This window comes from Devosia sp. LC5 (assembly GCF_000735585.1).
In the GTDB taxonomy this organism is placed as follows: domain Bacteria; phylum Pseudomonadota; class Alphaproteobacteria; order Rhizobiales; family Devosiaceae; genus Devosia.
In genome coordinates, this window is sequence record NZ_JNNO01000023.1 from 251,023 (window position 1) to 271,166 (window position 20,144).

A 20,144-nucleotide genomic window follows, 5' to 3' on the forward strand; every position below is an offset into this window, starting at 1 on the left:
GAGACAGCGCCAAAATGACTTTTATGATCAGGACGATTCTTGCAGCATTGCTTCTAACCGGTGCGGTGACGGCCGCGAATGGTGTCGAGGCGTCATTGTCGCTCACCTTGGGCACCGATGCCTTCGCCGATATCCAAAAGCGCACCGTGCAATATGAATGCGGCACGGGCGCGCCGCTGAGCGTCGACTACATCAATGCCTCGCCCAATTTCCTGGCGCTGGTCAATGTGCCCGAGGAAACCGAGAAGCTGGTCTTTGCTTCCGTCGTCTCGGGCTCGGGGGTGCGTTATGTCTCAGGCCAATGGGCCTGGCTGACGCAGGGCACCGAAGCAAGCCTGCATGACACGACGCTGGGCGAGGACGCCCCGGCGGTCAGCACCTGCTCCGAAGCCAGCAACGCACCCTGAGCCGATATGGACCCGCAGCCGATCCACCCAGAGCTGTTCCCCCATATCCGCATCGTCATGGGCATGGTTATCGGCCTTGGCATCACCCGTCTGCTGATGGGCGTTGCCGGCCTCATCCAGCATCCCCATCGCAACAAGCCCTCCACGGTGCATCTGCTCTGGGCCGGCTCGATCCTGGTAGAGCTGGTACTGTTCTGGTGGTGGGAATTTGCCCTGTTCCAGATCAATAGCTGGTAGTTCGGGCTATTCTTCTTCCTGATTTTCTATGCCGTCACGCTTTTCCTGCTGGCGGCACTGCTGTTTCCCGACAACATCACCGAATATGCCGGCTATGAGGATTTCTTCCTCAAGCGGCGCAAATGGTTCTTCGGCCTATTGGCGGCGACCTTTGTGTTCGATTCCATCGATACGCTGATCAAGGGCACCGAACATTGGGAACGCTTCGGGCCGGACTATTTCCTGCAGGTGCCGTTCGGACTGGTGCTCTGTGCTTTGGGCATCTGGTCGGCCAATCGGCGGCTGCATGTGGCCATACCGGCATTGCACATCGGGTATCAGCTCTATTGGATCATCAAGGTCTTCAATACCATGACCTGACGCGCTAGGGTGGATACGGGCCGGGAAGCCTCGTTACCTTGGAAAAGTTCTTCATGCTTCGTGCCGTCTCCATCCTGCCGCCAGACCATGGGCAGGGCGCCCCTTTCGATCTTGTTGTTCTCGAACATGACGAACGCCGCCTGCGGCGCAAATTGCTGCGCCTGCGCGGGGGTGCCGAGGTGATGGTGGACTTCCCCCAGACCATTACGCTCGAGCACAAAAGCGCGCTTTTGCTCGACGACGGGCGATTGGTGGAAATCATCGCCGCCGAGGAACTGCTCTATGAGGTGCGCGGCCGCGATACGGCCCATCTCGTCCGGCTCGCCTGGCACATCGGCAACCGCCACACTTCGGCGCAGCTCGAAGAAAACCGCATCCTGATCAAGCGCGACCACGTGCTCAAGACCATGCTGGAAGGCCTGGGCGCGACGGTGAGCAATGTCACCGAGCCCTTCTATGCCGAGCATGGCGCCTATCACAGCCATGGCGATAACGGCCACGCGCTGCTGGCGCGATGAGCGATCTGCAAAAGCTGCTGACCTGGCTATCGCCTGCCTTTCCGGTGGGTGCCTTCGCCTGGTCGGCGGGGCTCGAAGCCGCCATCGTCAAAGGCGTGGTGACTGATCGCGCGACGACCCAGCAATGGGTCGAAGGCATTCTCGCTCATGGTGGGTTGCGCACCGACGCCATTCTCTTCGCCCATGCCCATCGCGGCAGCGGTGATGCCACCACCCTGCAGGAGCTCGCCGATCTCTGCCTCGCTTTGACGCCCGCCCGCGAACGCCATGACGAAACCACCATTACCGGCGATGCCTTCGCCACGGCGGCAAAGGCCTGGCCGTCACCCGTGCTCGACATCCTGCCGCGTCCCTGCCCCTACCCCATCGCGATCGGGGCCATCGCGGCCAGCCACGGCATTGACTTGCAGGCGGCCCTCACCGCCTATCTCACCGCGACGGTTCATGCCCAGGTGTCGGTGGCAGTGCGCCTGATCCCGATCGGTCAATCCGATGGCCTTGCCATCGTGGCCGCGCTCGAACGCCCCATTTCCGAAATGGCTGTGCTATGCCAGCATGCGACGCTGGACGATATCGGCTCCATCGCCTATGCCGCCGACATTGCCCAAATGGCCCATGAAACACTGACGACGAGAATTTTTCGCTCATGAGCATGCTGATTTCCGCATTCATGTTCATCGCCTTGCTGGCCGTGTCCTTTGCCCATCTGCTCTGGTCCTTCGGCCGCACCTGGCCCATTCGCGACGAGAAGCTGCTGGCCCAGACCGTAGTCGGCTTCCGCGACATCGAACGCATGCCACCGCGCCTCGCCTCCTTCGCCGTGGCCGTGGCAACTTTGGCTGCCGGCATCCTGGCCCTGGCCCTGGCCGATCATGACAGCGGTGGCCTCGCCTTGACCTTGCTTGGCATTCCGGCGGCCGCCGTGTTCCTCGCCCGTGGCGCCATCGGCTACACGCCCTGGTGGGCAGCGCAAACGCCCGAACCCAATTTCCGGCTCAACGACAGCCGCGTCTATTCGCCCCTGTGCCTGCTGCTGGGCGCAGGCTTTGTCGCTCTTACCATCATGAGGCTGCTATGAAATCACTGAATGGCCCCCTGCGCATCGGCATTGGCGGCCCGGTCGGCTCGGGCAAAACGACATTGTGCGAAATGCTGCTCAAGGCGCTGCGCGAGCGCTATTCCATGGCCGTAGTCACCAATGACATCTACACCCGCGAAGACGCGCTGATCCTCGCCCGGGCGCAGGCCATTTCCGAAGATCGGATCGTGGGCGTCGAAACCGGCGGCTGCCCGCACACCGCCATCCGCGAGGATGCTTCGCTCAATCTGGCCGCCATCGACGATCTCAACCGCAAATTCCCAGACCTCGATATCATCCTGGTCGAAAGCGGCGGCGACAATCTGGCGGCGACTTTCTCGCCGGACCTGGCGGATCTCACCATCTATGTGATCTCGGTGGCCCAGGGCGAAAAAATCCCGCGCAAGGGCGGACCGGCCATTTCGCGCTCGGACCTGTTGGTCATCACCCATACCGATCTGGCGCAATATGTCGGGGCCAGCCTCGAAGTGATGGAAAGCGACACCCAGAAAGTGCGCGAGGGACGCCCCTATGTCTTCACCGACTTGCTGCGGCGCGAGAGTCTCGACCAGATCATTGGCTTCATCGAAAAGGCCGGCGGCTTCACCGGCGCGGTAGCCGCCGAATAGCAAGGCGCCGGACCCTGTGCAGCGGTCCGGCGCCATTATCGGCCCGCAAGGGACGGTGCGGGCGACGGCTCCAAGCTGCGCGTCCGTCGCGGCAAATTTCCGGGCAATTGATGGAATTGTCCGGGCGCAATTACGGCTTTGCGGTGGTGCTGCATCGAAGACCTCATGGTGAGCTTGTCGAACCACGAGGTCGAGCGAGTGGAGGCAAGTGTGCACGACCTCGCCCTTCGACATCCTGAGCTTGTCGAAGGATCAGGACGAGGTCTACTGAAGTGAGCGATTGATCACGCCCGCACCAGCGCCACCACCGAACGCGGCGTCAGTGTCGCCGTGCCCTCGGAAAACGCCACTTCGGCTGTATTGTCCGATTGGATGCCCACCGCCCAATTGCCCTCGGGCAGGCGCGCCACCACCGGTTCGGTACGGCGATTGAACCAGACCAGCACCTGATCGTCCTTGTTGATCAGATGCATGCCCAGCACTGAGGCAGCGGAATCGCGCCAGTCGCCTTCATTCATTTCGCGCCCGTCCGGATGCAGCCAGACCACGTCGCGCACGCCATTCTTGTCCTGGCCGGTGAGAAAATGGTCATGGGTCAGCGCCGAATGCGCCTTGCGGAAGCCGTTCACGGCGGCGACGAAATCCACCAGGTCGCCATCGGCGGCTTCCCAATCGAGCCAGGTGATTTCATTGTCCTGCGCATAGGCATTGTTATTGCCCCGCTGGGTGCGGAACATTTCATCGCCCTGCTGCAACAGCGGAGTACCGCGCGACAGGAACAGCGTGGCCAGCAGCGCCCGCACGTCGCGCTTGCGCGCCGCATTGATGGCCGCATCGTCCGTCTCGCCCTCGACGCCGCAATTCCATGACTGGTTGTGGTTATGCCCGTCGCGATTGCCCTCGCCATTGGCCTCGTTGTGCTTGTCGCTATAGCTGACCAGATCGCGCAGGGTGAAGCCGTCATGCACGGCCAGCATGTTGACGCCATGGCTGGGCTTGCGCCCCGCACTATCGAAAATCTCGGCCGAGCCGGCGACCTTGCCCGCGAGCGCACCGATCTTGCCGTCCTCGCCCCGCCAAAAGCCGCGAATTTCGTCACGATAGGTATCGTTGTGCTCTTTGAATTCCTTGCCGAACTGGCCAAGGTGATAGCCGCCCGGACCCGGATCCCATGGCTCGGCAACCAGGATGCACTGGCTCAGCACCGGATCGGCCTTGATCTTCTTGAGCATTTCCGCATTGGGATTGAACCCTGGCTCGCGGCCCAGCACGGTGGCCAGATCGAAGCGGAAGCCGGAAACGCCCATTTCCTCGACCCAGTAACGCAGGCTGTCGATCACCAGCCGCTGCACGGCCGGATGATCGCAGCGCAGCGTGTTGCCCGTGCCGGTATCGTTGACCAGGTGCTGTTTGCCGTCGACTTCGACGAACCGGTAATAGGTCTTGGCATCCAGCCCCATCAGGCTGAGCAGCGGGCCATCGGAATCCCCTTCCCCGGTGTGGTTATAGACCACGTCGAGGATCACCGAGATGCCGTTCTTGCGGTAGAGATCGGTCATGTTGCGCAATTCATGCGGGCCCCGCGGCGCCAGGCGCGGATCGATGGCCGAATAGACCACCGGATTATAGCCCCAGGCATTGGTCAGCCCCAATGCCGGCAAATGCCCTTCGTCAATCCAGGCGGCCGTCGGCATCAATTGCAGCGTATCGACGCCAATGAATTTGAGATGGTCGATCACCCGCTGCGTGGTCAGCGCCGCCACGGTGCCACGCAACGGCCCCTGCACGCTGGGATGGCGCATGGTATAGCCACGCACATTCATTTCGTAGAACAGCCCCGGCGCCTTCTTGCGCGGCAGTATCAATTCGTCATTGGGCGTGACGACAATGGCCTTGGGCACCAATGGCGCGGTATCCACCGCCTCGGCGCGATCCAGCCGCAGCCGGGGTGAGCGCACGAAAACCCGGTCGAGCCGCTTGGCATAGGGATCGACCAGCAGCTTTTGCGGATCAAAGAACAGCCCCTGGTCGGGATTGTATTCGCCATCGGCGCGCAACCCATAGCGTGTGCCGGCGCCTAGCCCGGCCACGAGCCCCGCATGCACATGATCGCGGTGAACATCCAGTTCGAAGCGGCCGGTTTCCTCGTCCTGCTCGTTGAACACCGACACCCAGATTGCCGAAGCGCTTTCGGAATAGACGGCAAAATTGACGCCCTCCGCTGTGAGCGTTGCACCAAGCCGATCTGTCGTCCCGCCATTGGGGACCAGTTCTGGTTTCATGGGTCGTCCAATATCAAGGCATGCCCGAGCACCGAAACCGGCCCTCGCGGAACACATGCAACTACAAAAATCTAGAGCCGGCGATTTGATTTCGTCAATTCGCCCGACGTTCAGGTAATGACGCTGGGCTGCTCACGCCCGGTGCGCTGCTTGATCCCCGCCAGGGTCTCGGACAGCGCGATCAGCGGCTCAAGCGCCAGTTGGGTATCCAGGTCATGCCGTCCGTCGGCGGCCTCATAACGTTCAAGGTAGAGCCGCAACGTGGCACCAACCGTGCCCGTTCCGCTCAACCGCAATACGATGCGCGACCCATCGGTGAACCCGATGCGTACGCCCTGCTTGGCGCTAGTCGAGCCATCCACCGGGTCGTGATAGGTGAAATCATCGGCATAGGCGATTTGCAGGTCTTCCCCGAAAACCTTGCCCGGCAGCGCGGGCAATTGCGCGCGCAGGTCATCGACCAGCTTGCCGGCAATGGAAGCATCGACCTCTTCATAATCGTGGCGGGTATAGTAGTTGCGGCCATAGGTGGCCCAATGCTCGCGCACGATCTGGTCGACCCCCTGCTTGCGCGCGGCAATGATATTGAGCCAGAGCAATACGGCCCATAGACCATCCTTCTCGCGAACATGGTTGGAGCCCGTGCCGGCGCTCTCCTCGCCGCAAATGGTGACGCGGCCGGCATCGAGCAGGTTGCCGAAGAACTTCCAGCCGGTCGGGGTTTCGTGCATCTCGATGCCCAGCTTTTCGGCGACGCGATCGGCAGCGGCGCTGGTCGGCATCGAGCGGGCAATGCCGGCAATACCAGCCTTGTAGCCCGGCGCCAGATGCGCATTGGCGGCAAGCAGCGCCAAAGAATCCGAAGGCGTCACGAACCGGTTCTTGCCGATGATCAGGTTACGGTCCCCGTCGCCATCCGATGCGGCACCGAAATCGGGGCCCTCCGGCGTCATCAGCAGGTCGAACATGTCCTTGCAATAGACCAGGTTCGGATCTGGGTGGCCCTTGCCGAAATCGGGCGATGGCGTGCCATTGACCACCGTCCCCTTGGCCGCGCCGAGCTTGCCTTCGAGAATGGCATGGGCATAGGGGCCGGTAATGGCATGCATCGCATCGAACGTCATGGTGAAGCCGGAGGCGAACAGCACGCGGATCGCCGGGAAATCGAACAGCGTCTCCATCAGCGCCGCATAATCGGTCACCGGATCGATGACCTCGACCACCATGCTGCCGACCTGCTGGGTGCCGATCTGCCCCAGCGCGATATCGGGCGCATCGACGCTTTTGAAGCTGTCGATCACCTTGGTCCGCTCGAACACCGCATCGGTAATCTTCTCGGGCGCCGGCCCGCCATTGCCGATATTGTACTTGATGCCGAAATCGCCATCCGGCCCGCCCGGATTGTGGCTGGCCGACAGCACCAGCCCGCCATACGCCTTGTGGTGGCGGATTACGTGGCTCGCGGCCGGCGTCGACAGCAGGCCATTCTGCCCCACCAACACCTTGCCGAAACCATTGGCCGCAGCGATACGGATGGCCTTCTGGATGGCCACGTCATTGTAGAACCGGCCGTCCCCCCCGATTACCAGCGTCTGGCCTTCAAAGCCTTCGAGGCTGTCGAAGATGGCCTGGATATAGTTCTCGACGTAATTGGGCTGCTGCCACACCGTCACCCGCTTGCGCAGGCCGGATGTGCCGGGCTTCTGGTCACCAAAAGGAGTGGTCTTAATCGTCTGAACTGTCATCTGTCTTCTGCCCGATAAGGGTGGCGTAGAGGTCGGCATAGCGTGCTGCGCTGGTTTCCCAGGAAACATCCGACTTCATTCCCCGCCGTTGGATTTTCTTCCAGAGCTTGTCATTGGCATAAAGCCGGACAGTGCGCCGGATGGCTTCGTACAGCGCATGCGCGCTGCCGGCGTCGAACATGACGCCAGTTGCAACTTCGGCGGCAATTGCGGCCGGATTGGCATCGATCACCGTATCGGCCAGCCCGCCAATGCGGCTGACCACCGGCACGCAGCCATAGCGCAACCCATAAAGCTGGGTCAGCCCGCAGGGCTCGAACCGGGACGGGATCAGGATTGCGTCGCACCCTCCTTGCATCAGATGGGAGAGATCTTCGTTATAGCCGGTGATGATCGAAACCTTGCCCGGATGGCGGGCCGAGGCATAGCGGAAGCCATCCTCGATAAAGCCCTCGCCCGACCCCAGCACGGCAAGCCGCGCGCCCAGATCGACCATTCCGTCCACGATCTGCAGCAGCAGGTCCATGCCCTTCTGGTCGGTCAGCCGGCTGACCACGCAAAACAGCGGACCATCGACGCCATCAAGCGCGAACCGATCGGCCACCGCCAGCTTGTTGGCACGGCGCAGATGGGTCGTGTTGATGCCGTAGGGCTGGGCCAGCGCCTTGTCCGCCGCCGGATCCCAGGCGGTGATGTCGATGCCGTTGAGAATACCCAGCACCGTATCGGCCCGGCCGTTGAGCAGGCCTTCGAGCCCCATGCCAAACGCTGGCGTGCGGATTTCGTCAGCATAATTGGGGCTGACCGTGGTGACGTAATCGGCGCATTCCATGCCCGATTTGAGATAGGAAATGCCGCCATAATATTCGACGCCGTTGACCCCATAGGCATGCGGCGGCAGCCGCAGCTGCGAGAAAATCTCGGGTCCGAAGAACCCCTTGAACGCCATGTTGTGGACGGTCATCACCGTTTTGACGCGGTCGGATGGGCCATATTTGACATAGGCAGGCGCCAGCCCCCCCTGCCAGTCATGCGCATGGATGATCTGGGGCTGATAGCCCTCGACCAGCCCCTGCCCCAGCTCAGCGGCCACCCAACTCAGGGCGGCGAAGCGCTTCCAATTGTCCGACCAGTCCCAGCCATCGGGGCTGACATAGGGATTTCCCGGCCGGTCATAAAGCGCGGGCGCTTCGATGACGATGATGTCGAGCCCTGCGACCCGCCCGGCAATGAGCTTGGCCGGCACGCCGAACAGGTCGGCGATCTCAGCCACGACCCGCCCACCGGTCAGTTTGCCCATTACCGCCGGATAGCCCGGCACCAGGGTGCGCATGGTTATGCCGCTTTGCGCCAAGGCACCGGGGAGTGCCCCGGTGACATCGGCAAGACCGCCTGTCTTGATCAGCGGATAGAGCTCGGAAGCAACCGAGAGGACTTCGATCATCGGCTCGCCAGATATTTGTTGATCATGGCCTGCGTGATCAGCGTCACCCCATCATCGGTGCGTCTGAACCATTTGGCGTCAAACTCGGGATCGTCCCCGACCACCAGTCCTTCGGGAATATTGACGCCGCGATCGATCACCACTTTCTTGAGCCGCGCGCTGCGCCCGATATCGCAATAGGGCAGCACGACGGCCTCATGCAGCTCGGAATAGGAATGCACGCGCGAACCGGTCGAGAGCAGCGTACGCTGCAAATGCCCGCCCGAAATGATGCAATCGCCCGACACCAGCGAATTGACCGCCGAGCCGCGCCGCCCATCGAAATCATGCACGAACTTGGCCGGCGGCGTGATCTCGGCATAGGTCCAGATCGGCCAGTCACGATCGTAGAGATCGAGTTGCGGCTCGATATCGGTCAGATCGATGCTCGCCTTCCAATAGGCATCGATCGTGCCGACATCGCGCCAATAGCTGACCTCTTCCTTGCTTGAGCGGACGCAGGAGCGGTTGAAGCGATGCGCCCAGGCCGTGCCGTTCTTGACGATATAGGGGATAATGTCCTTGCCGAAATCGCGGCTCGAACCCTCGGTCGCGGCGTCGCGCCGCAATTGCTCCATCAGGAACCGCGTCTCGAACACATAAATGCCCATCGAGGCCAAAGCCATGTTCGGATTATCCGGAATGCCCGGCGGGTCCTTGGGCTTTTCCACAAAGTCGATGACCCGATCGCGCCCATCCACCGCCATCACGCCGAAGCCGGTAGCCTCCATGCGCGGCACTTCCAGGCACCCGATGGTAACATCGGCGCCGGTATCCACATGCTGGCGCAGCATGATTTCATAGTCCATCTTGTAGATGTGGTCGCCGGCCAGGATCACGATATAGCGGGCGCCGTAATCCTCGATAATGTCCATGTTCTGGTACACGGCATCGGCCGTGCCGGCATACCACATGTCCTCGGCCACGCGCTGGCTGGCGGGCAGCACATCGAAACTCTCGTTACGTTCCTGGCGCAAAAAGTTCCAGCCACGCGACAGGTGGCGGATCAGGCTATGAGCCTGATATTGCGTCGCCACCGAAATCCGGCGAATCCCTGAATTGATGGCATTGGATAGCGCAAAATCGATAATGCGGGACTTGCCGCCAAAATACACCGCCGGCTTGGCACGCCGGTCCGTCAGTTCCATGAGTCTCGTGCCGCGCCCCCCCGCAAGCACATAGGCCATGGCCTCGCGGGCCAATGGTGATGGAATTCTATAGTCTGCCATTTCTAACCCTCCACGCGTCGCCCGGATTGATCCGGGACGTATCCCTCACGCCCGATCATTCGGGCTCGAATTTCAAGAACAGCGTCGACAACGGCGGCAGGTATAGCTCTGCCTCCGCCGGCCAATACTGCCCCTCAACAGCATAGGCCTCCACGGCACCCTGGTTGCCCGTGTTGGATCCCGAATACCAACCGGCATCGGTATTGATGCGCTCCACCCACTTGCCGGCATGCGGCATGGGGATTTTGTACCCGCTACGTGGCACTGGCGTGAAATTAGAGACGACGAGAACCGGATCGGCCCCCGGCGCCTTGCGCAACCAGGCCAGCACCGAATTGGCGTGATCATTGCCGATCACCCATTCAAAGCCATCCGGCTCGCAATCGCGCTCATAGAGCGCCGGCAATTGGCGATAGGCCAGGTTCAGGTCAGCAATCAGCCGGCGCATGCCTTCATGCATGCCGGCGTCGAGCAGATACCAATCGAGCGCTTTGCCATCGGCCCATTCCTCGCGCTGGGCGAATTCCTGGCCCATGAACAGCAACTTCTTGCCCGGATGCCCCCACATGAAGGCGTAATAGGCCCGCAGATTGGCAAATTTCTGCCAGTCGTCGCCCGGCATCTTCTCCAGCAACGAGCCCTTGCCATGCACCACTTCGTCATGGCTCAGCGGCAGCACGAAATTTTCCGAAAAGGCATAGACCGCGCCGAAGGTCATGTCGTTATGGTGGAATTTGCGATGCACCGGCTCGCGGCTCATGAAGCGCAGCGTATCGTTCATGAAGCCCATATTCCACTTGAAGCCGAAGCCCAGCCCGCCCGTATAGGCAGGTTGGCTGACGCCGGGCCAGGCGGTGGATTCCTCGGCAATCATGAACGTGCCGGGATGCAGCCGATAGGCTTCCGTATTCACCCGGCGCAGGAATTCGACAGCTTCGAGGTTTTCATTGCCACCATGCTGGTTGGGTACCCATTGCCCGGCTTTGCGCGAATAATCCAGATAAAGCATCGAGGCGACCGCATCGACGCGCAGCCCGTCAATATGGAATTTCTCCAGCCAATAGAGCGCGTTATTAACGAGGAAGCTCACCACTTCCTTGCGCCCGAAATTGTAGATCGCGGTGTTCCAGTCCGGGTGATAACCCTGCCGCGGATCGGCATGCTCATAAAGCGCGGTGCCATCGAAATGGGCCAGGCCATGCGCATCAGTGGGGAAATGCGCCGGCACCCAATCAAGGATTATGCCCAGCCCCGCCTCATGCGCCGCATTGACGAAGCGGGCAAACGCCGCCGGATCGCCGAAGCGCGCCGTGGGCGAATAGAGCCCGGTGGGCTGGTAGCCCCAGCTCGGATCGAACGGATGCTCGCTGATCGGCAGCAATTCGATATGGGTATAGCCCATATCGGCCGCATAGGGCACGAGCTGTTCGGCCAGTTGATCATAGGTCAGGAAGCCGCCATCGGGCCGGCGGCGCCAGCTCCCCAGATGCACCTCATAGATCGACATCGGCGTGCGCCGCCAATCGTGGGTCGCCCGCTCCTCGATATATTTGGCATCGCTCCAGGTGAACGGGGTCGGATCGGGCACGACCGAAGCCGTGCGTGGCCGGAGTTCGGACTGCCGCGCATAGGGGTCTGCCTTGAGCGGCAACACCACCCCATCGGGCCCGACAATCTCGAATTTATACAGCGTGCCGGTCCCCAGGATCGGTACAAACACTTCCCAGATGCCGGTCTCGAAGCGATTGCGCATCGGATTGCGCCGCCCGTCCCATTCGTTGAACGGGCCGACCACGCTGACGCGCTTGGCATTGGGCGCCCAGACGGCGAAATGGGTGCCATGGATGCCCTCGAATTCCATTTCGTGGGCGCCCAGCTTGTCGAATAGCCGCAGATGACTGCCTTCCCCGATATAGTAATCGTCCATCGGCCCCAGCACTGGGCCGAAGGAATAGGGGTCGTAGACATCCCATTCGCCGCCGGCATTCCTGGCGCGGTAGCGGATCGGCTGGCGCTTGTCGACACTCACCTTGCCTTCAAAAAAGCCGCTCGGATGACGCGGGAACAGATGCCCCAACTCAGTGCCGTCCAGGGCGTGGGCCGTCACCATTTCGGCATGCGGAATGAACGCGCGCAGCACCCAATTGCCCGCGACCTCCTGCAGCCCCAGAAAGGCAAAGGGATCGGCATGGCGGCCATTGACGATGGCGTCGACGTCCCTGCTGTCGGCCTGCCAGATTTCCTTGGTCACACGCACGTCCCCCCGTGAACCACCTGCGGGCCTATGGCCCCGCGGGTTCCAGATTCAAACATCAAGCGAGCCCGATCTTGCCTGCCGGGTACCTCGCGGCTCACCTTCACGCCGGGGTCGCCGTAACGCCCCAGATATTCTTGGCATATTGCCTAATAGTGCGATCCGAGGAGAAGAACCCGACGCTCGCCGTATTGCGGATGGCAACAGCGTTCCAGTGGTGCTTGTCGTTCCACAGCGCGTCCACCTGGGCCTGTGCCGCGACATAGGCGTCGAAATCGCGAGCCACCATGAACCAGTCATGGTCATACAGCCCGCCGATCAGATCGCGATAACGGTTCGGATCATCGGGCGAGAACACGCCCGTGGAGATCGATTCCAGCGCTTCCTTGAGCCGTGGCGAGGCCTCGATGGCGTCCTTCGGCAAGTCGCCCTTGGCGCGCGTATCGTTCACCTCTTCGGTGGACAGCCCGAAAATGACGATATTGTCGGCCCCAACTTCCTTGTGCATTTCCACATTGGCGCCGTCCATCGTGCCGATGGTGATGGCGCCATTGGCCATGAATTTCATATTGCCCGTGCCCGATGCTTCCATGCCCGCAGTCGAAATCTGCTCGGACAAATCGGCGGCGGGAACGATCACTTCGGCCAGGCTCACATTGTAATTGGGCAGGAACACCACCTTGAGCAGACCCCGCACCGCCGGGTCGTGATTGATGACCTTGGCGACGTCATTGATCAGCTTGATGATGAGCTTGGCGTTCCAATAGCCCGGAGCCGCCTTGCCTGCGAAAATCTTGACGCGCGGAACATATTCGCGTTCCGGATGCGCGCGAATTTCATCATAGGCGGCAACGGCTTGAATAATGTTGAGCAGCTGGCGCTTATATTCGTGGATGCGCTTGATCTGCACATCGAACAGCGCGTCCGACGACACCGTAATGCCCATCCGATCCTTGATCAGCTTGGCCAGCCGCTGCTTGTTGGCGGTTTTGACGGCGGCGAACTGCGCCTGAAAACCCGGGTCTTCGGCATGCGCCTTGAGGCCCTGCAGCAGATCGATGTCATCCAAAAAGTCCAGGCCGATCCGTTCGCCAATCAGCTTGGTCAGCGCGGGATTGCACTGCATCAGCCAGCGGCGCGGGGTAATGCCATTGGTCTTGTTGTTGATGCGGTCGGGGTAGAGCTTGTGCAGGTCGGAAAACACCGTCTGCTTCATCAATTCGGTATGCAGCGCCGACACGCCATTGATCGAGTGCGACCCCACGAAAGCCAGTTGCCCCATGCGTACACGGCGACCGCCGGCTTCGTCGATCAGCGAGACATTGGCGATCTGCGCATCGTTGAACTTGGCCCGCTGCCGCGCCTCGGCCAGCACATCGGCATTGATCTGGTAGATGATCTGCATATGGCGCGGCAGCAGCCGCTCCAACAACGCCACCGGCCAGCTTTCCAGCGCCTCGGGCAAGAGCGTGTGGTTGGTATAGCCAAACGTGCCGCGCGTCAGCTTCCAGGCATCGGCCCATTTGAGCCCATTGTCGTCGATCAGGATGCGCATCAGCTCGGCAATCGAGATCGAGGGATGCGTGTCGTTGAGCTGGATGGCCACCTTGTCGGGCAGCGAACCCAGATCGCCATATTGCTGCAGATGCCGTCGCACGATGTCCTGCAGCGATGCGGAGGAGAAGAAAAACTCCTGCCGCAACCGCAATTCCTGGCCCGCCGCCGTTGAATCGGCTGGGTAAAGAACCCGCGTAATGGCCTCGGCCCGCGCGCTTTCTTCCAGCGCGCCGATATGGTCGCCTGAATTGAACTTGTCGAGCAGGATGGGATCGATGGGCTGCGCGCTCCACAGCCGCAGCGTATTCACCCGCGCCCCGCGCCAGCCCACAATGGGGGTGTCATAGGCCACGGCGAGCAGATGGTCGTTAGGCCGCCATTCCTGCCGCACGCTGCCATCGGGATCGGTGACCGGCTCGACATGGCCGCCAAACCCGATCTCATAGGCGCTTTCGCGGCGCTCGAATTCCCAGGGATTGCCATGCGCCAGCCATTCCTCGGGCAGCTCGACCTGCCAGCCTTCGCTCATTTCCTGGCGGAACAGGCCATGCACATAGCGGATGCCATAGCCATAGGCCGGAATTTTCACCGACGACATGGATTCAAGAAAACACGCCGCCAGCCGGCCCAGGCCGCCATTGCCCAAGGCCGCGTCTGGCTCGAGATTGATCAGTTCACCCAGATCGACATTGAGATTCTTGAGCGCATCGCGCACCGGCTCCATCAGCCCGACATTGCTCATGGCATCGCGCATGAGCCGGCCGATCAGGAATTCGAGGCTGAGGTAGTAAACCCGCTTGTTGGAGGTCCGCCATGTCTCGCGCGAGGACTCCATCCAGAGGTCCATCACGCGGTCGCGCACCGCCAGAATTGTTGCCGCCAGCCAATCATGCGGCCGCGCAACGATCGGGTCCTTGCCGACGGAATAGATCAGTCTTTCGAGGATCTCGCCCTGGATGGCCTCAACTGTTGCTGCAGGGCGTTCGAGGGTAGGCGCGTCGTAAACGATTGGCTTTTGCGGCATATCGCAACCCAGTTTTCATGACGAACAGTTCCCCTCTGTTATGCTCAAGCATTGCACTTAATTTGGGCAGGCGGAAGCCCCCTCGCGCAGTCCTTCCATGTCTAGGACGCAGGCTGCGTACTCTTGGCGATAGTGTCCTCCACCGCCTCTTCCGTCAGCACCACCCCGCCTTCGCGGGCCTGGTCGCGCGCATTGCTGAGCAGCAGGCGGCTGCCCGCCAGTTGATCCGCGCCGGCCAGTTGCATCTCGAAGCGCTGCCGGTCGCGGTCACGCACACCCTCCACCACCTCGGCGGCCTCCTCGTCGGTTGCGCCCAGCATCTTGATCACGTCGCCGCCAAAGGTCAGCGCGGATTCGAACATCTCGCGCAGCTGATATTCCACCCCAGCCTTGATCAGCTCCATGGCATGGCCGCGGTCAAAGGCGCGCGCCATCACCCGCACCAGCGGAAATTCATCGCGCAGCAATTCGGCGATACGAGTGGTCTGCTCCCGCTTGTCGGTGCAGATCAGGATCACGTCGGCAGTACCAGCGCCCGCGGCACGCAGGATATCGAGCCTCGTGCCGTCCCCATAATAGACCTTGAAGCCGATCTGCGCGGCGACCCGAACCATCTCGGTATCATTGTCGATGATCGACACCGAATGGTGCATGGCCAGCAGCGGCTGGCTGGCAATTTGTCCGAAGCGCCCAAAGCCGATGATGAGAATCTTGCCTGATAGCCCATCGGCCTTTTCCACACCCTCCATCGACTGCGTCTCCTCCTTGGGTAGCACATAGCGCAGCCCGATGATGAAGAACGGCGTCAGCACCATCGAGATGATGACGGTGGCCGTAAAGATCGCATTGGTCGGCCCGTCGATCAGCCCGGCGGTAGCAGCGGTGGTGTAAAGCACGAAGGCGAATTCGCCGCCCTGCCCCATCAGCACGGCGCGCTCCAGCGCTTCGCCATGGCTCGATTTGAGGACCCGTGCGATGAGGTAGATCGCCCCCGCCTTGACCAGCATATAGGCCACCACGCTGATGGCGATAATGCCCCAGTTCTGCAGCACGATCACGAGGTCAAGCGACATGCCGACGGCCAGGAAGAACAGGCCAAGCAGGATGCCGCGGAACGGCTCCACATCGGCCTCGAGCTGATGCCGGAAGGTCGAGGTCGACAGCAGCACCCCGGCCAGGAACGCCCCCATGGCCATGGAGAGCCCGCTGACCTGGAACAGCAAGGCCGCGCCCAGCACGACCAGCAATGCGGCAGCTGTCATCACCTCGCGCAGCTTGGTCGAGGCCAGGAGCGAAAAGAACGGGTTCATGATGCGCCGGCCGAGGAAAATCAGCAGGCCGATGGCGCCCAGCGCGATGGCAATGCCGGTTAGCCGGCTGACCAGCGTCTCCTCGCCACCGGTCGGCGCCAGAATCGCGACCACCGCCAAAAGCGGCACGATGGCGAGGTCTTCGAGCAGCAGGATGGACACCATGCGCTGCCCGCTATCGCTCGATAGCTCGCCCCGCTCGCCCAGGATCTGCATGACGATGGCGGTCGAGGTCAGCACGAACCCCATGCCGAACACGAAGGCCACGGCGGGCGCAAAGCCGAGCAGGATGCCGACTCCGGTCAGCAGCGCCCCACAAACCGCCACCTGAATGACGCCAAGCCCGAAAATCTGCTTGCGCAGCGACCACAGCCGCGACGGCTCCATTTCGAGCCCGATGATGAACAGGAACATCACCACGCCCAGTTCGGCCAGATGCAGCACGGATGCGGGGTCGTTGATGACTTCCAGACCCGATGGCCCCAGCAGCAGTCCCGCCGCCAGATAGCCCAGCACCGAGCCCAACCCCAGCCGCTTGAACAGTGGCACCGCAATCACCCCGGCGGCCAATAGCGCCACGACCGGCAGCAGGTCGATGCCATGCGATGCGGCTTCTGCCGCGTGTCCAACCGCTTCGCCTGCCACCACGCTCTCCCAATATGAACCTGGCTATGCAGTGTTCCGATCTGCCCCCGCGCGTCAAGCAGCGCGCGCGCAAACCAGCTTCACGCCGCCGGCTCCGCCCCGCTTGGCGCGGTGCCATCGGGGGGCTGCATACGCTCGTTCTTGCGCTTGCTTTCGGGCTTTTTCTGCTCCTCGGCCTGCTCGCGAATGGCCACCGCGGCATTGGCCAGCAACTCGTCGCGGTCGGTCATGTTCCGCGTGCGCCGCACCGGGCGCTTGGGCAAGACGGGCTTGGTCGGCACCGCATGGCTGAGAATCGATTGCGCCATCAGCAGCGTCGGCACGGCCACCAGCCCGCCGACCGGCCCCCAAGCCCACAGCCAGAAAGTGATCGACAGGAAGATGATGAAGGGGTTGAGCGTCATGGTCCGCCCGATGAAGTGCGGCGTCAGGATTTGCCCTTCGACGAAGTTGATCGCCACATAGCACCCCACCGGCAGCAGGATGTTTTCGAGCCCCGTCTGCGTACCCAGCCCCACGGCCAGCAGCACCAGGATCATCACGCCCTGCCCCACATAGGGAATGTAATTGAGCACCGCCGCCATGGCGCCCCACAAGATCGGCGAGGGCATGCCGATGGCCCACATGGCCAGCGTTACCGCGCAACCGACGCAGAAATTGATGAAGGTGATCGACAGCAGAAAGCGGCTGACCTTGGTTTCCACATCGAGAAACACATGCGCCGTGCGCCATCGCATGCGCCGGCTGACACACAACGACAGCACTGAAATGCGGATGTGATCCCGCGTCGCCATGAAGAAATAAAGGCTGGCCAGAAAAATCAGCACCTGCGCCCCAATGGCCGGCGCCAGCATAGCCAGACCAATCACCTGCCCGCCATCCTCCACCGTCACCGCCATGGCCGAGGCGCTGCCGAACAGCGAGGTCAATTGCTCCTGGAACGCGGCCACCGATTCCATCGGTTCGCGCAGTGCCGAAATCTCGTTCTGCAGCTTCTCCCAGATCGCCGGCGCCCGCGCGACCCATTCCGACAGCGGCACGGCAAACAGCGCCACCCCGCCGAAAATCACGGCCAATAGCAGCAGCACGACCACCCCGGCCGATAGAGCCGGCGGCACGCCAACGGCCTCGAGCCGATCGGCCACCGGGCCGAACATCAGCCCGATAATGATCGCCAGCGTAACCGGCGCCAGAATGACCCGCCCTTCCTGCAACACCACCAGCAGCACCGCAAAACCGACCAGGACAATGGCGATGCGGGCGGAATTGCCCAGCATCCGCTCGAACTGGCTCTCGTCCATGTCGTTGCTTGCAACCGTTCGCGGCGAGCGGGCCATATAGCCTTCCAGCAGCAGGGGAATTCCTGCCCATCACCAACGTTAACCCGCCCCAAACGTTCCTTTGCACAACCCGCACATGCCCAGTCGACCCAGGCCATGACCGCCGATAACATCGCGCCGGTTTTCAACGCGCCAAGGTTCCGACATGTCCCGCAAAATCATCATCGATACCGATCCCGGCCAGGACGATGCCGTCGCCATCCTGCTGGCGCTGGCCTCCCCGGACGAACTCGATGTGCTGGCCGTGGTGGCGGTCGCCGGCAATGTCGGCGTCGCGCAAAACGCCATCAATGCCCGCAAGGTGGTGGAACTGGCCGGCCGCAGCGACATCCCGGTCTATGCCGGCTGCTCCCGCCCGCTGCGCCGGCACCTGGTCACCGCCGAGCATGTGCATGGCGAAACCGGCCTTGATGGTCCCAGCCTGCCCGATCCGCAAATGCCGCTGCAGAGCCTGCATGGCGTCGATTACATCATCAATACGCTGATGGCCGCCGAGCCCAATACCATCACCCTGTGCACCCTGGGGCCGCTGACCAATATCGCCATGGCGCTGATCAAGCAGCCCGCCATTGCCGATCGCATCGCCGAAATCGTCATGATGGGCGGCGCCTATTTCGAGGTGGGCAACATCACCCCCGCCGCCGAATTCAACATCTATGTCGATCCCGAAGCCGCCGACGTCGTGCTGCGCTGCGGCGCCCCCGTCACCATCCTGCCGCTCGACGTGACCCACCAGATCCAGTCAACCCCCGAGCGCCTCGCCGCCATCAAGGCCATCGGCAATGCATCCGGCGCGGCAGTCCACGCCATGCTGACCTTCTCGGAAACCTTCGACCTCAAGAAATACGGCTGGACCGGCGCGCCCCTGCACGACCCCACAGTCATCGCCTATCTGCTGCAGCCGGACCTGTTTGAGGGCCGCTACTGCAACGTCGCCATCGAAACGGCGAGCGAGCTGACGGTCGGGATGACCGTGGTGGACTATTGGCACGTTACCGGCAGGGTCAGGAACGCGAATTATCTGCGCAATGGCAATGCCGATGGGTTCTACAAGCTGCTGACCGAACGGCTGGCGCGGCTGCCGTGATGCGATGGGCCTGGTCCTCTATCTTTTCGGCGCCGTAATATTTGTGCTGGTGGTGGGCTGGGCCGTCTACGTGCTGCCCACGCCGGGCCCTCTCGGCCCGACCTCGCTCGCCACTGCGCTCATTCCCGTCGCGATCATCATAGGATCGGTATTTGCCCTCGTACTGCTAACCTGGCTCCTGCTGACACTCGCCCGGACGCTGCGCCGCATCTGGCGGCATCTCACGAAGTCCTCCTGAAGAAGCCGATTGGCAACCGGCACGGGCAAGCGTAGTGTCCGCCTCCCAAACCGAGACCTGCCATGGAACCCTTTACCCTCCTCACCTTCACCATCGCCTATGCCATCGCCGTACTGGTGCCCGGCCCCGGCGTTGCAGCCGTTGTCGCCCGCGCCCTCGGCGGCGGGTTCAAGGGCGCTTTCCCCATGGTGCTCGGAATTCTGGCGGGTGATCTGGTCTATTTCGTCTTCGCAGTGTTCGGCCTTGCCGCCGTCGCCACCTGGTTCGGCCCGGTCTTCACCATCATCCGCTGGGCCGGCGCCGCCTACCTGCTCTATATCGCCTATAAGTTCTGGACCGCGCGCCCCGGCGCCGAGCAGATGAAGCCCAAGAACGAAGATGGCTGGCGCACCTTCCTCGCCGGGTTCTCGCTCACCATGGGCAATCCCAAGACCATCGTCTTCTACCTCGCCATCCTGCCCACCGTGATCCCGCTCGACCAGATGACCCCAGTGGCCTTCGCCGAACTGACCGCCATCGTGATCGTGGTCCTGCTGATTATCGGCTGCGGCTATGCCTGGCTCGCCTCCGCCGCCCGCGAGATGTTCAAGAGCAGCAAGGCCCTTGGCCGCCTCAACAAGACAGCCGGCGTGATGATGGCCACCGCCGCCGGCCTGGTCGTCTGGCAGCATTAGGCGGCACGGCCTCGTCCTTCGACAAGCTCAGGATGAGGTCTACTGCG

18 protein-coding genes are annotated in these 20,144 nt (G+C 62.0%); 10 read left to right on the plus strand and 8 right to left on the minus strand.

All coding sequences use genetic code 11. The features are described 5' to 3' along the window. Positions 1–14 precede the first annotated feature (14 nt). From FF80_RS13290 to ureG, 7 genes are all read left to right on the plus strand, one after another. A complete protein-coding gene (locus tag FF80_RS13290) occupies positions 15–407 on the plus strand; it encodes an MliC family protein (RefSeq protein ID WP_052153547.1) in 393 nt (130 codons plus the stop codon). A gap of 6 nt (positions 408–413) precedes the next feature. Next, the gene (locus FF80_RS22225) at positions 414–644 is read left to right on the plus strand and encodes a hypothetical protein (protein WP_244445771.1); all 231 of its coding nucleotides are present in this window, start codon (positions 414–416) and stop codon (positions 642–644) included. A gap of 153 nt (positions 645–797) precedes the next feature. After that, positions 798–1,004 (plus strand): hypothetical protein, encoded by a 207-nt coding sequence (locus tag FF80_RS22230; RefSeq protein ID WP_244445772.1) that lies wholly within the window; start codon positions 798–800, stop codon positions 1,002–1,004. A gap of 53 nt (positions 1,005–1,057) precedes the next feature. Next, positions 1,058–1,522: an urease accessory protein UreE gene (locus FF80_RS13300; RefSeq protein ID WP_035101402.1), complete on the plus strand. Its 465-nt coding sequence runs from the start codon at positions 1,058–1,060 to the stop codon at positions 1,520–1,522. Beyond that, on the plus strand, positions 1,519–2,172 hold the full coding sequence (locus tag FF80_RS13305; protein WP_035101173.1) for an urease accessory protein UreF: 654 nt from the start codon (positions 1,519–1,521) through the stop codon (positions 2,170–2,172). The genes FF80_RS13300 and FF80_RS13305 overlap by 4 nt, the downstream gene beginning before the upstream one ends. Then, positions 2,169–2,600, plus strand: coding sequence for a DUF3995 domain-containing protein (locus tag FF80_RS13310; protein ID WP_052153549.1), 432 nt, complete (start codon positions 2,169–2,171; stop codon positions 2,598–2,600). The genes FF80_RS13305 and FF80_RS13310 overlap by 4 nt, the downstream gene beginning before the upstream one ends. Further along, positions 2,597–3,229, plus strand: coding sequence for an urease accessory protein UreG (gene ureG / locus FF80_RS13315; RefSeq protein WP_035101176.1), 633 nt, complete (start codon positions 2,597–2,599; stop codon positions 3,227–3,229). Before FF80_RS13310 ends, ureG begins: the two co-directional genes overlap by 4 nt. Positions 3,230–3,513: 284 nt before the next feature. Here the strand turns inward: ureG and glgX are convergent, their stop codons facing one another. The 8 genes from glgX to FF80_RS13355 all read right to left on the minus strand — a co-directional run bounded on the left by glgX (position 3,514) and on the right by FF80_RS13355 (position 18,095). Beyond that, positions 3,514–5,511, minus strand: a complete 1,998-nt coding sequence (glgX, locus tag FF80_RS13320; protein WP_035101178.1) for a glycogen debranching protein GlgX — start codon at positions 5,509–5,511, stop codon at positions 3,514–3,516. A gap of 110 nt (positions 5,512–5,621) precedes the next feature. Next, positions 5,622–7,256 carry an alpha-D-glucose phosphate-specific phosphoglucomutase gene (locus FF80_RS13325; RefSeq protein WP_035101180.1) on the minus strand — a complete coding sequence of 545 codons (1,635 nt, stop codon included), beginning with the start codon at positions 7,254–7,256 and terminating at the stop codon, positions 5,622–5,624. Beyond that, positions 7,237–8,697 carry a glycogen synthase GlgA gene (gene glgA, locus FF80_RS13330; RefSeq protein ID WP_035101407.1) on the minus strand — a complete coding sequence of 487 codons (1,461 nt, stop codon included), beginning with the start codon at positions 8,695–8,697 and terminating at the stop codon, positions 7,237–7,239. Before glgA ends, FF80_RS13325 begins: the two co-directional genes overlap by 20 nt. Further along, positions 8,697–9,968 carry a glucose-1-phosphate adenylyltransferase gene (gene glgC, locus FF80_RS13335; protein WP_035101182.1) on the minus strand — a complete coding sequence of 424 codons (1,272 nt, stop codon included), beginning with the start codon at positions 9,966–9,968 and terminating at the stop codon, positions 8,697–8,699. The genes glgA and glgC overlap by 1 nt, the downstream gene beginning before the upstream one ends. Positions 9,969–10,023: 55 nt before the next feature. Continuing rightward, a complete protein-coding gene (gene glgB / locus FF80_RS13340; RefSeq protein ID WP_244445773.1) occupies positions 10,024–12,219 on the minus strand; it encodes a 1,4-alpha-glucan branching protein GlgB in 2,196 nt (731 codons plus the stop codon). A gap of 106 nt (positions 12,220–12,325) precedes the next feature. Continuing rightward, on the minus strand, positions 12,326–14,803 hold the full coding sequence (locus FF80_RS13345) for a glycogen/starch/alpha-glucan phosphorylase (RefSeq protein WP_035101189.1): 2,478 nt from the start codon (positions 14,801–14,803) through the stop codon (positions 12,326–12,328). Positions 14,804–14,904: 101 nt separating this feature from the next. Beyond that, positions 14,905–16,758, minus strand: a complete 1,854-nt coding sequence (locus tag FF80_RS13350; protein ID WP_244445774.1) for a monovalent cation:proton antiporter-2 (CPA2) family protein — start codon at positions 16,756–16,758, stop codon at positions 14,905–14,907. Between the two features lie 80 nt (positions 16,759–16,838). Beyond that, the gene (locus tag FF80_RS13355) at positions 16,839–18,095 is read right to left on the minus strand and encodes an AI-2E family transporter (protein WP_052153551.1); all 1,257 of its coding nucleotides are present in this window, start codon (positions 18,093–18,095) and stop codon (positions 16,839–16,841) included. A 148-nt stretch (positions 18,096–18,243) separates the two neighbouring features. Here FF80_RS13355 and FF80_RS13360 point away from each other — a divergent pair, with 148 nt between their 5' ends. The 3 genes from FF80_RS13360 to FF80_RS13370 all read left to right on the plus strand — a co-directional run bounded on the left by FF80_RS13360 (position 18,244) and on the right by FF80_RS13370 (position 20,097). Next, on the plus strand, positions 18,244–19,185 hold the full coding sequence (locus FF80_RS13360; protein WP_035101192.1) for a nucleoside hydrolase: 942 nt from the start codon (positions 18,244–18,246) through the stop codon (positions 19,183–19,185). A 4-nt stretch (positions 19,186–19,189) separates the two neighbouring features. Continuing rightward, positions 19,190–19,423: a hypothetical protein gene (locus tag FF80_RS13365; RefSeq protein WP_035101195.1), complete on the plus strand. Its 234-nt coding sequence runs from the start codon at positions 19,190–19,192 to the stop codon at positions 19,421–19,423. A 62-nt stretch (positions 19,424–19,485) separates the two neighbouring features. After that, entirely contained in the window at positions 19,486–20,097 is a 612-nt protein-coding gene (locus FF80_RS13370) for a LysE family translocator (protein WP_035101198.1), read from the plus strand. The last annotated feature ends 47 nt before the right edge of the window (positions 20,098–20,144 follow it).

What these genes read in the sequence shown, in the direction of transcription:
- FF80_RS13305 (WP_035101173.1), top strand. Translation starts at nt 1,519, where the DNA reads ATGAGCGATCTGCAAAAGCTGCTGACCTGGCTATCGCCTGCCTTTCCG.
- FF80_RS13360 (WP_035101192.1), top strand. Translation starts at nt 18,244, where the DNA reads ATGTCCCGCAAAATCATCATCGATACCGATCCCGGCCAGGACGATGCC.
- FF80_RS13355 (WP_052153551.1), bottom strand. Translation starts at nt 18,095, where the DNA reads ATGGCCCGCTCGCCGCGAACGGTTGCAAGCAACGACATGGACGAGAGC.
- FF80_RS13325 (WP_035101180.1), bottom strand. Translation starts at nt 7,256, where the DNA reads ATGACAGTTCAGACGATTAAGACCACTCCTTTTGGTGACCAGAAGCCC.
- FF80_RS22225 (WP_244445771.1), top strand. Translation starts at nt 414, where the DNA reads ATGGACCCGCAGCCGATCCACCCAGAGCTGTTCCCCCATATCCGCATC.
- FF80_RS13310 (WP_052153549.1), top strand. Translation starts at nt 2,169, where the DNA reads ATGAGCATGCTGATTTCCGCATTCATGTTCATCGCCTTGCTGGCCGTG.
- glgX (WP_035101178.1), bottom strand. Translation starts at nt 5,511, where the DNA reads ATGAAACCAGAACTGGTCCCCAATGGCGGGACGACAGATCGGCTTGGT.
- FF80_RS13370 (WP_035101198.1), top strand. Translation starts at nt 19,486, where the DNA reads ATGGAACCCTTTACCCTCCTCACCTTCACCATCGCCTATGCCATCGCC.
- FF80_RS13300 (WP_035101402.1), top strand. Translation starts at nt 1,058, where the DNA reads ATGCTTCGTGCCGTCTCCATCCTGCCGCCAGACCATGGGCAGGGCGCC.
- FF80_RS13345 (WP_035101189.1), bottom strand. Translation starts at nt 14,803, where the DNA reads ATGCCGCAAAAGCCAATCGTTTACGACGCGCCTACCCTCGAACGCCCT.
- FF80_RS13290 (WP_052153547.1), top strand. Translation starts at nt 15, where the DNA reads ATGACTTTTATGATCAGGACGATTCTTGCAGCATTGCTTCTAACCGGT.
- glgC (WP_035101182.1), bottom strand. Translation starts at nt 9,968, where the DNA reads ATGGCAGACTATAGAATTCCATCACCATTGGCCCGCGAGGCCATGGCC.
- FF80_RS13365 (WP_035101195.1), top strand. Translation starts at nt 19,190, where the DNA reads ATGGGCCTGGTCCTCTATCTTTTCGGCGCCGTAATATTTGTGCTGGTG.
- ureG (WP_035101176.1), top strand. Translation starts at nt 2,597, where the DNA reads ATGAAATCACTGAATGGCCCCCTGCGCATCGGCATTGGCGGCCCGGTC.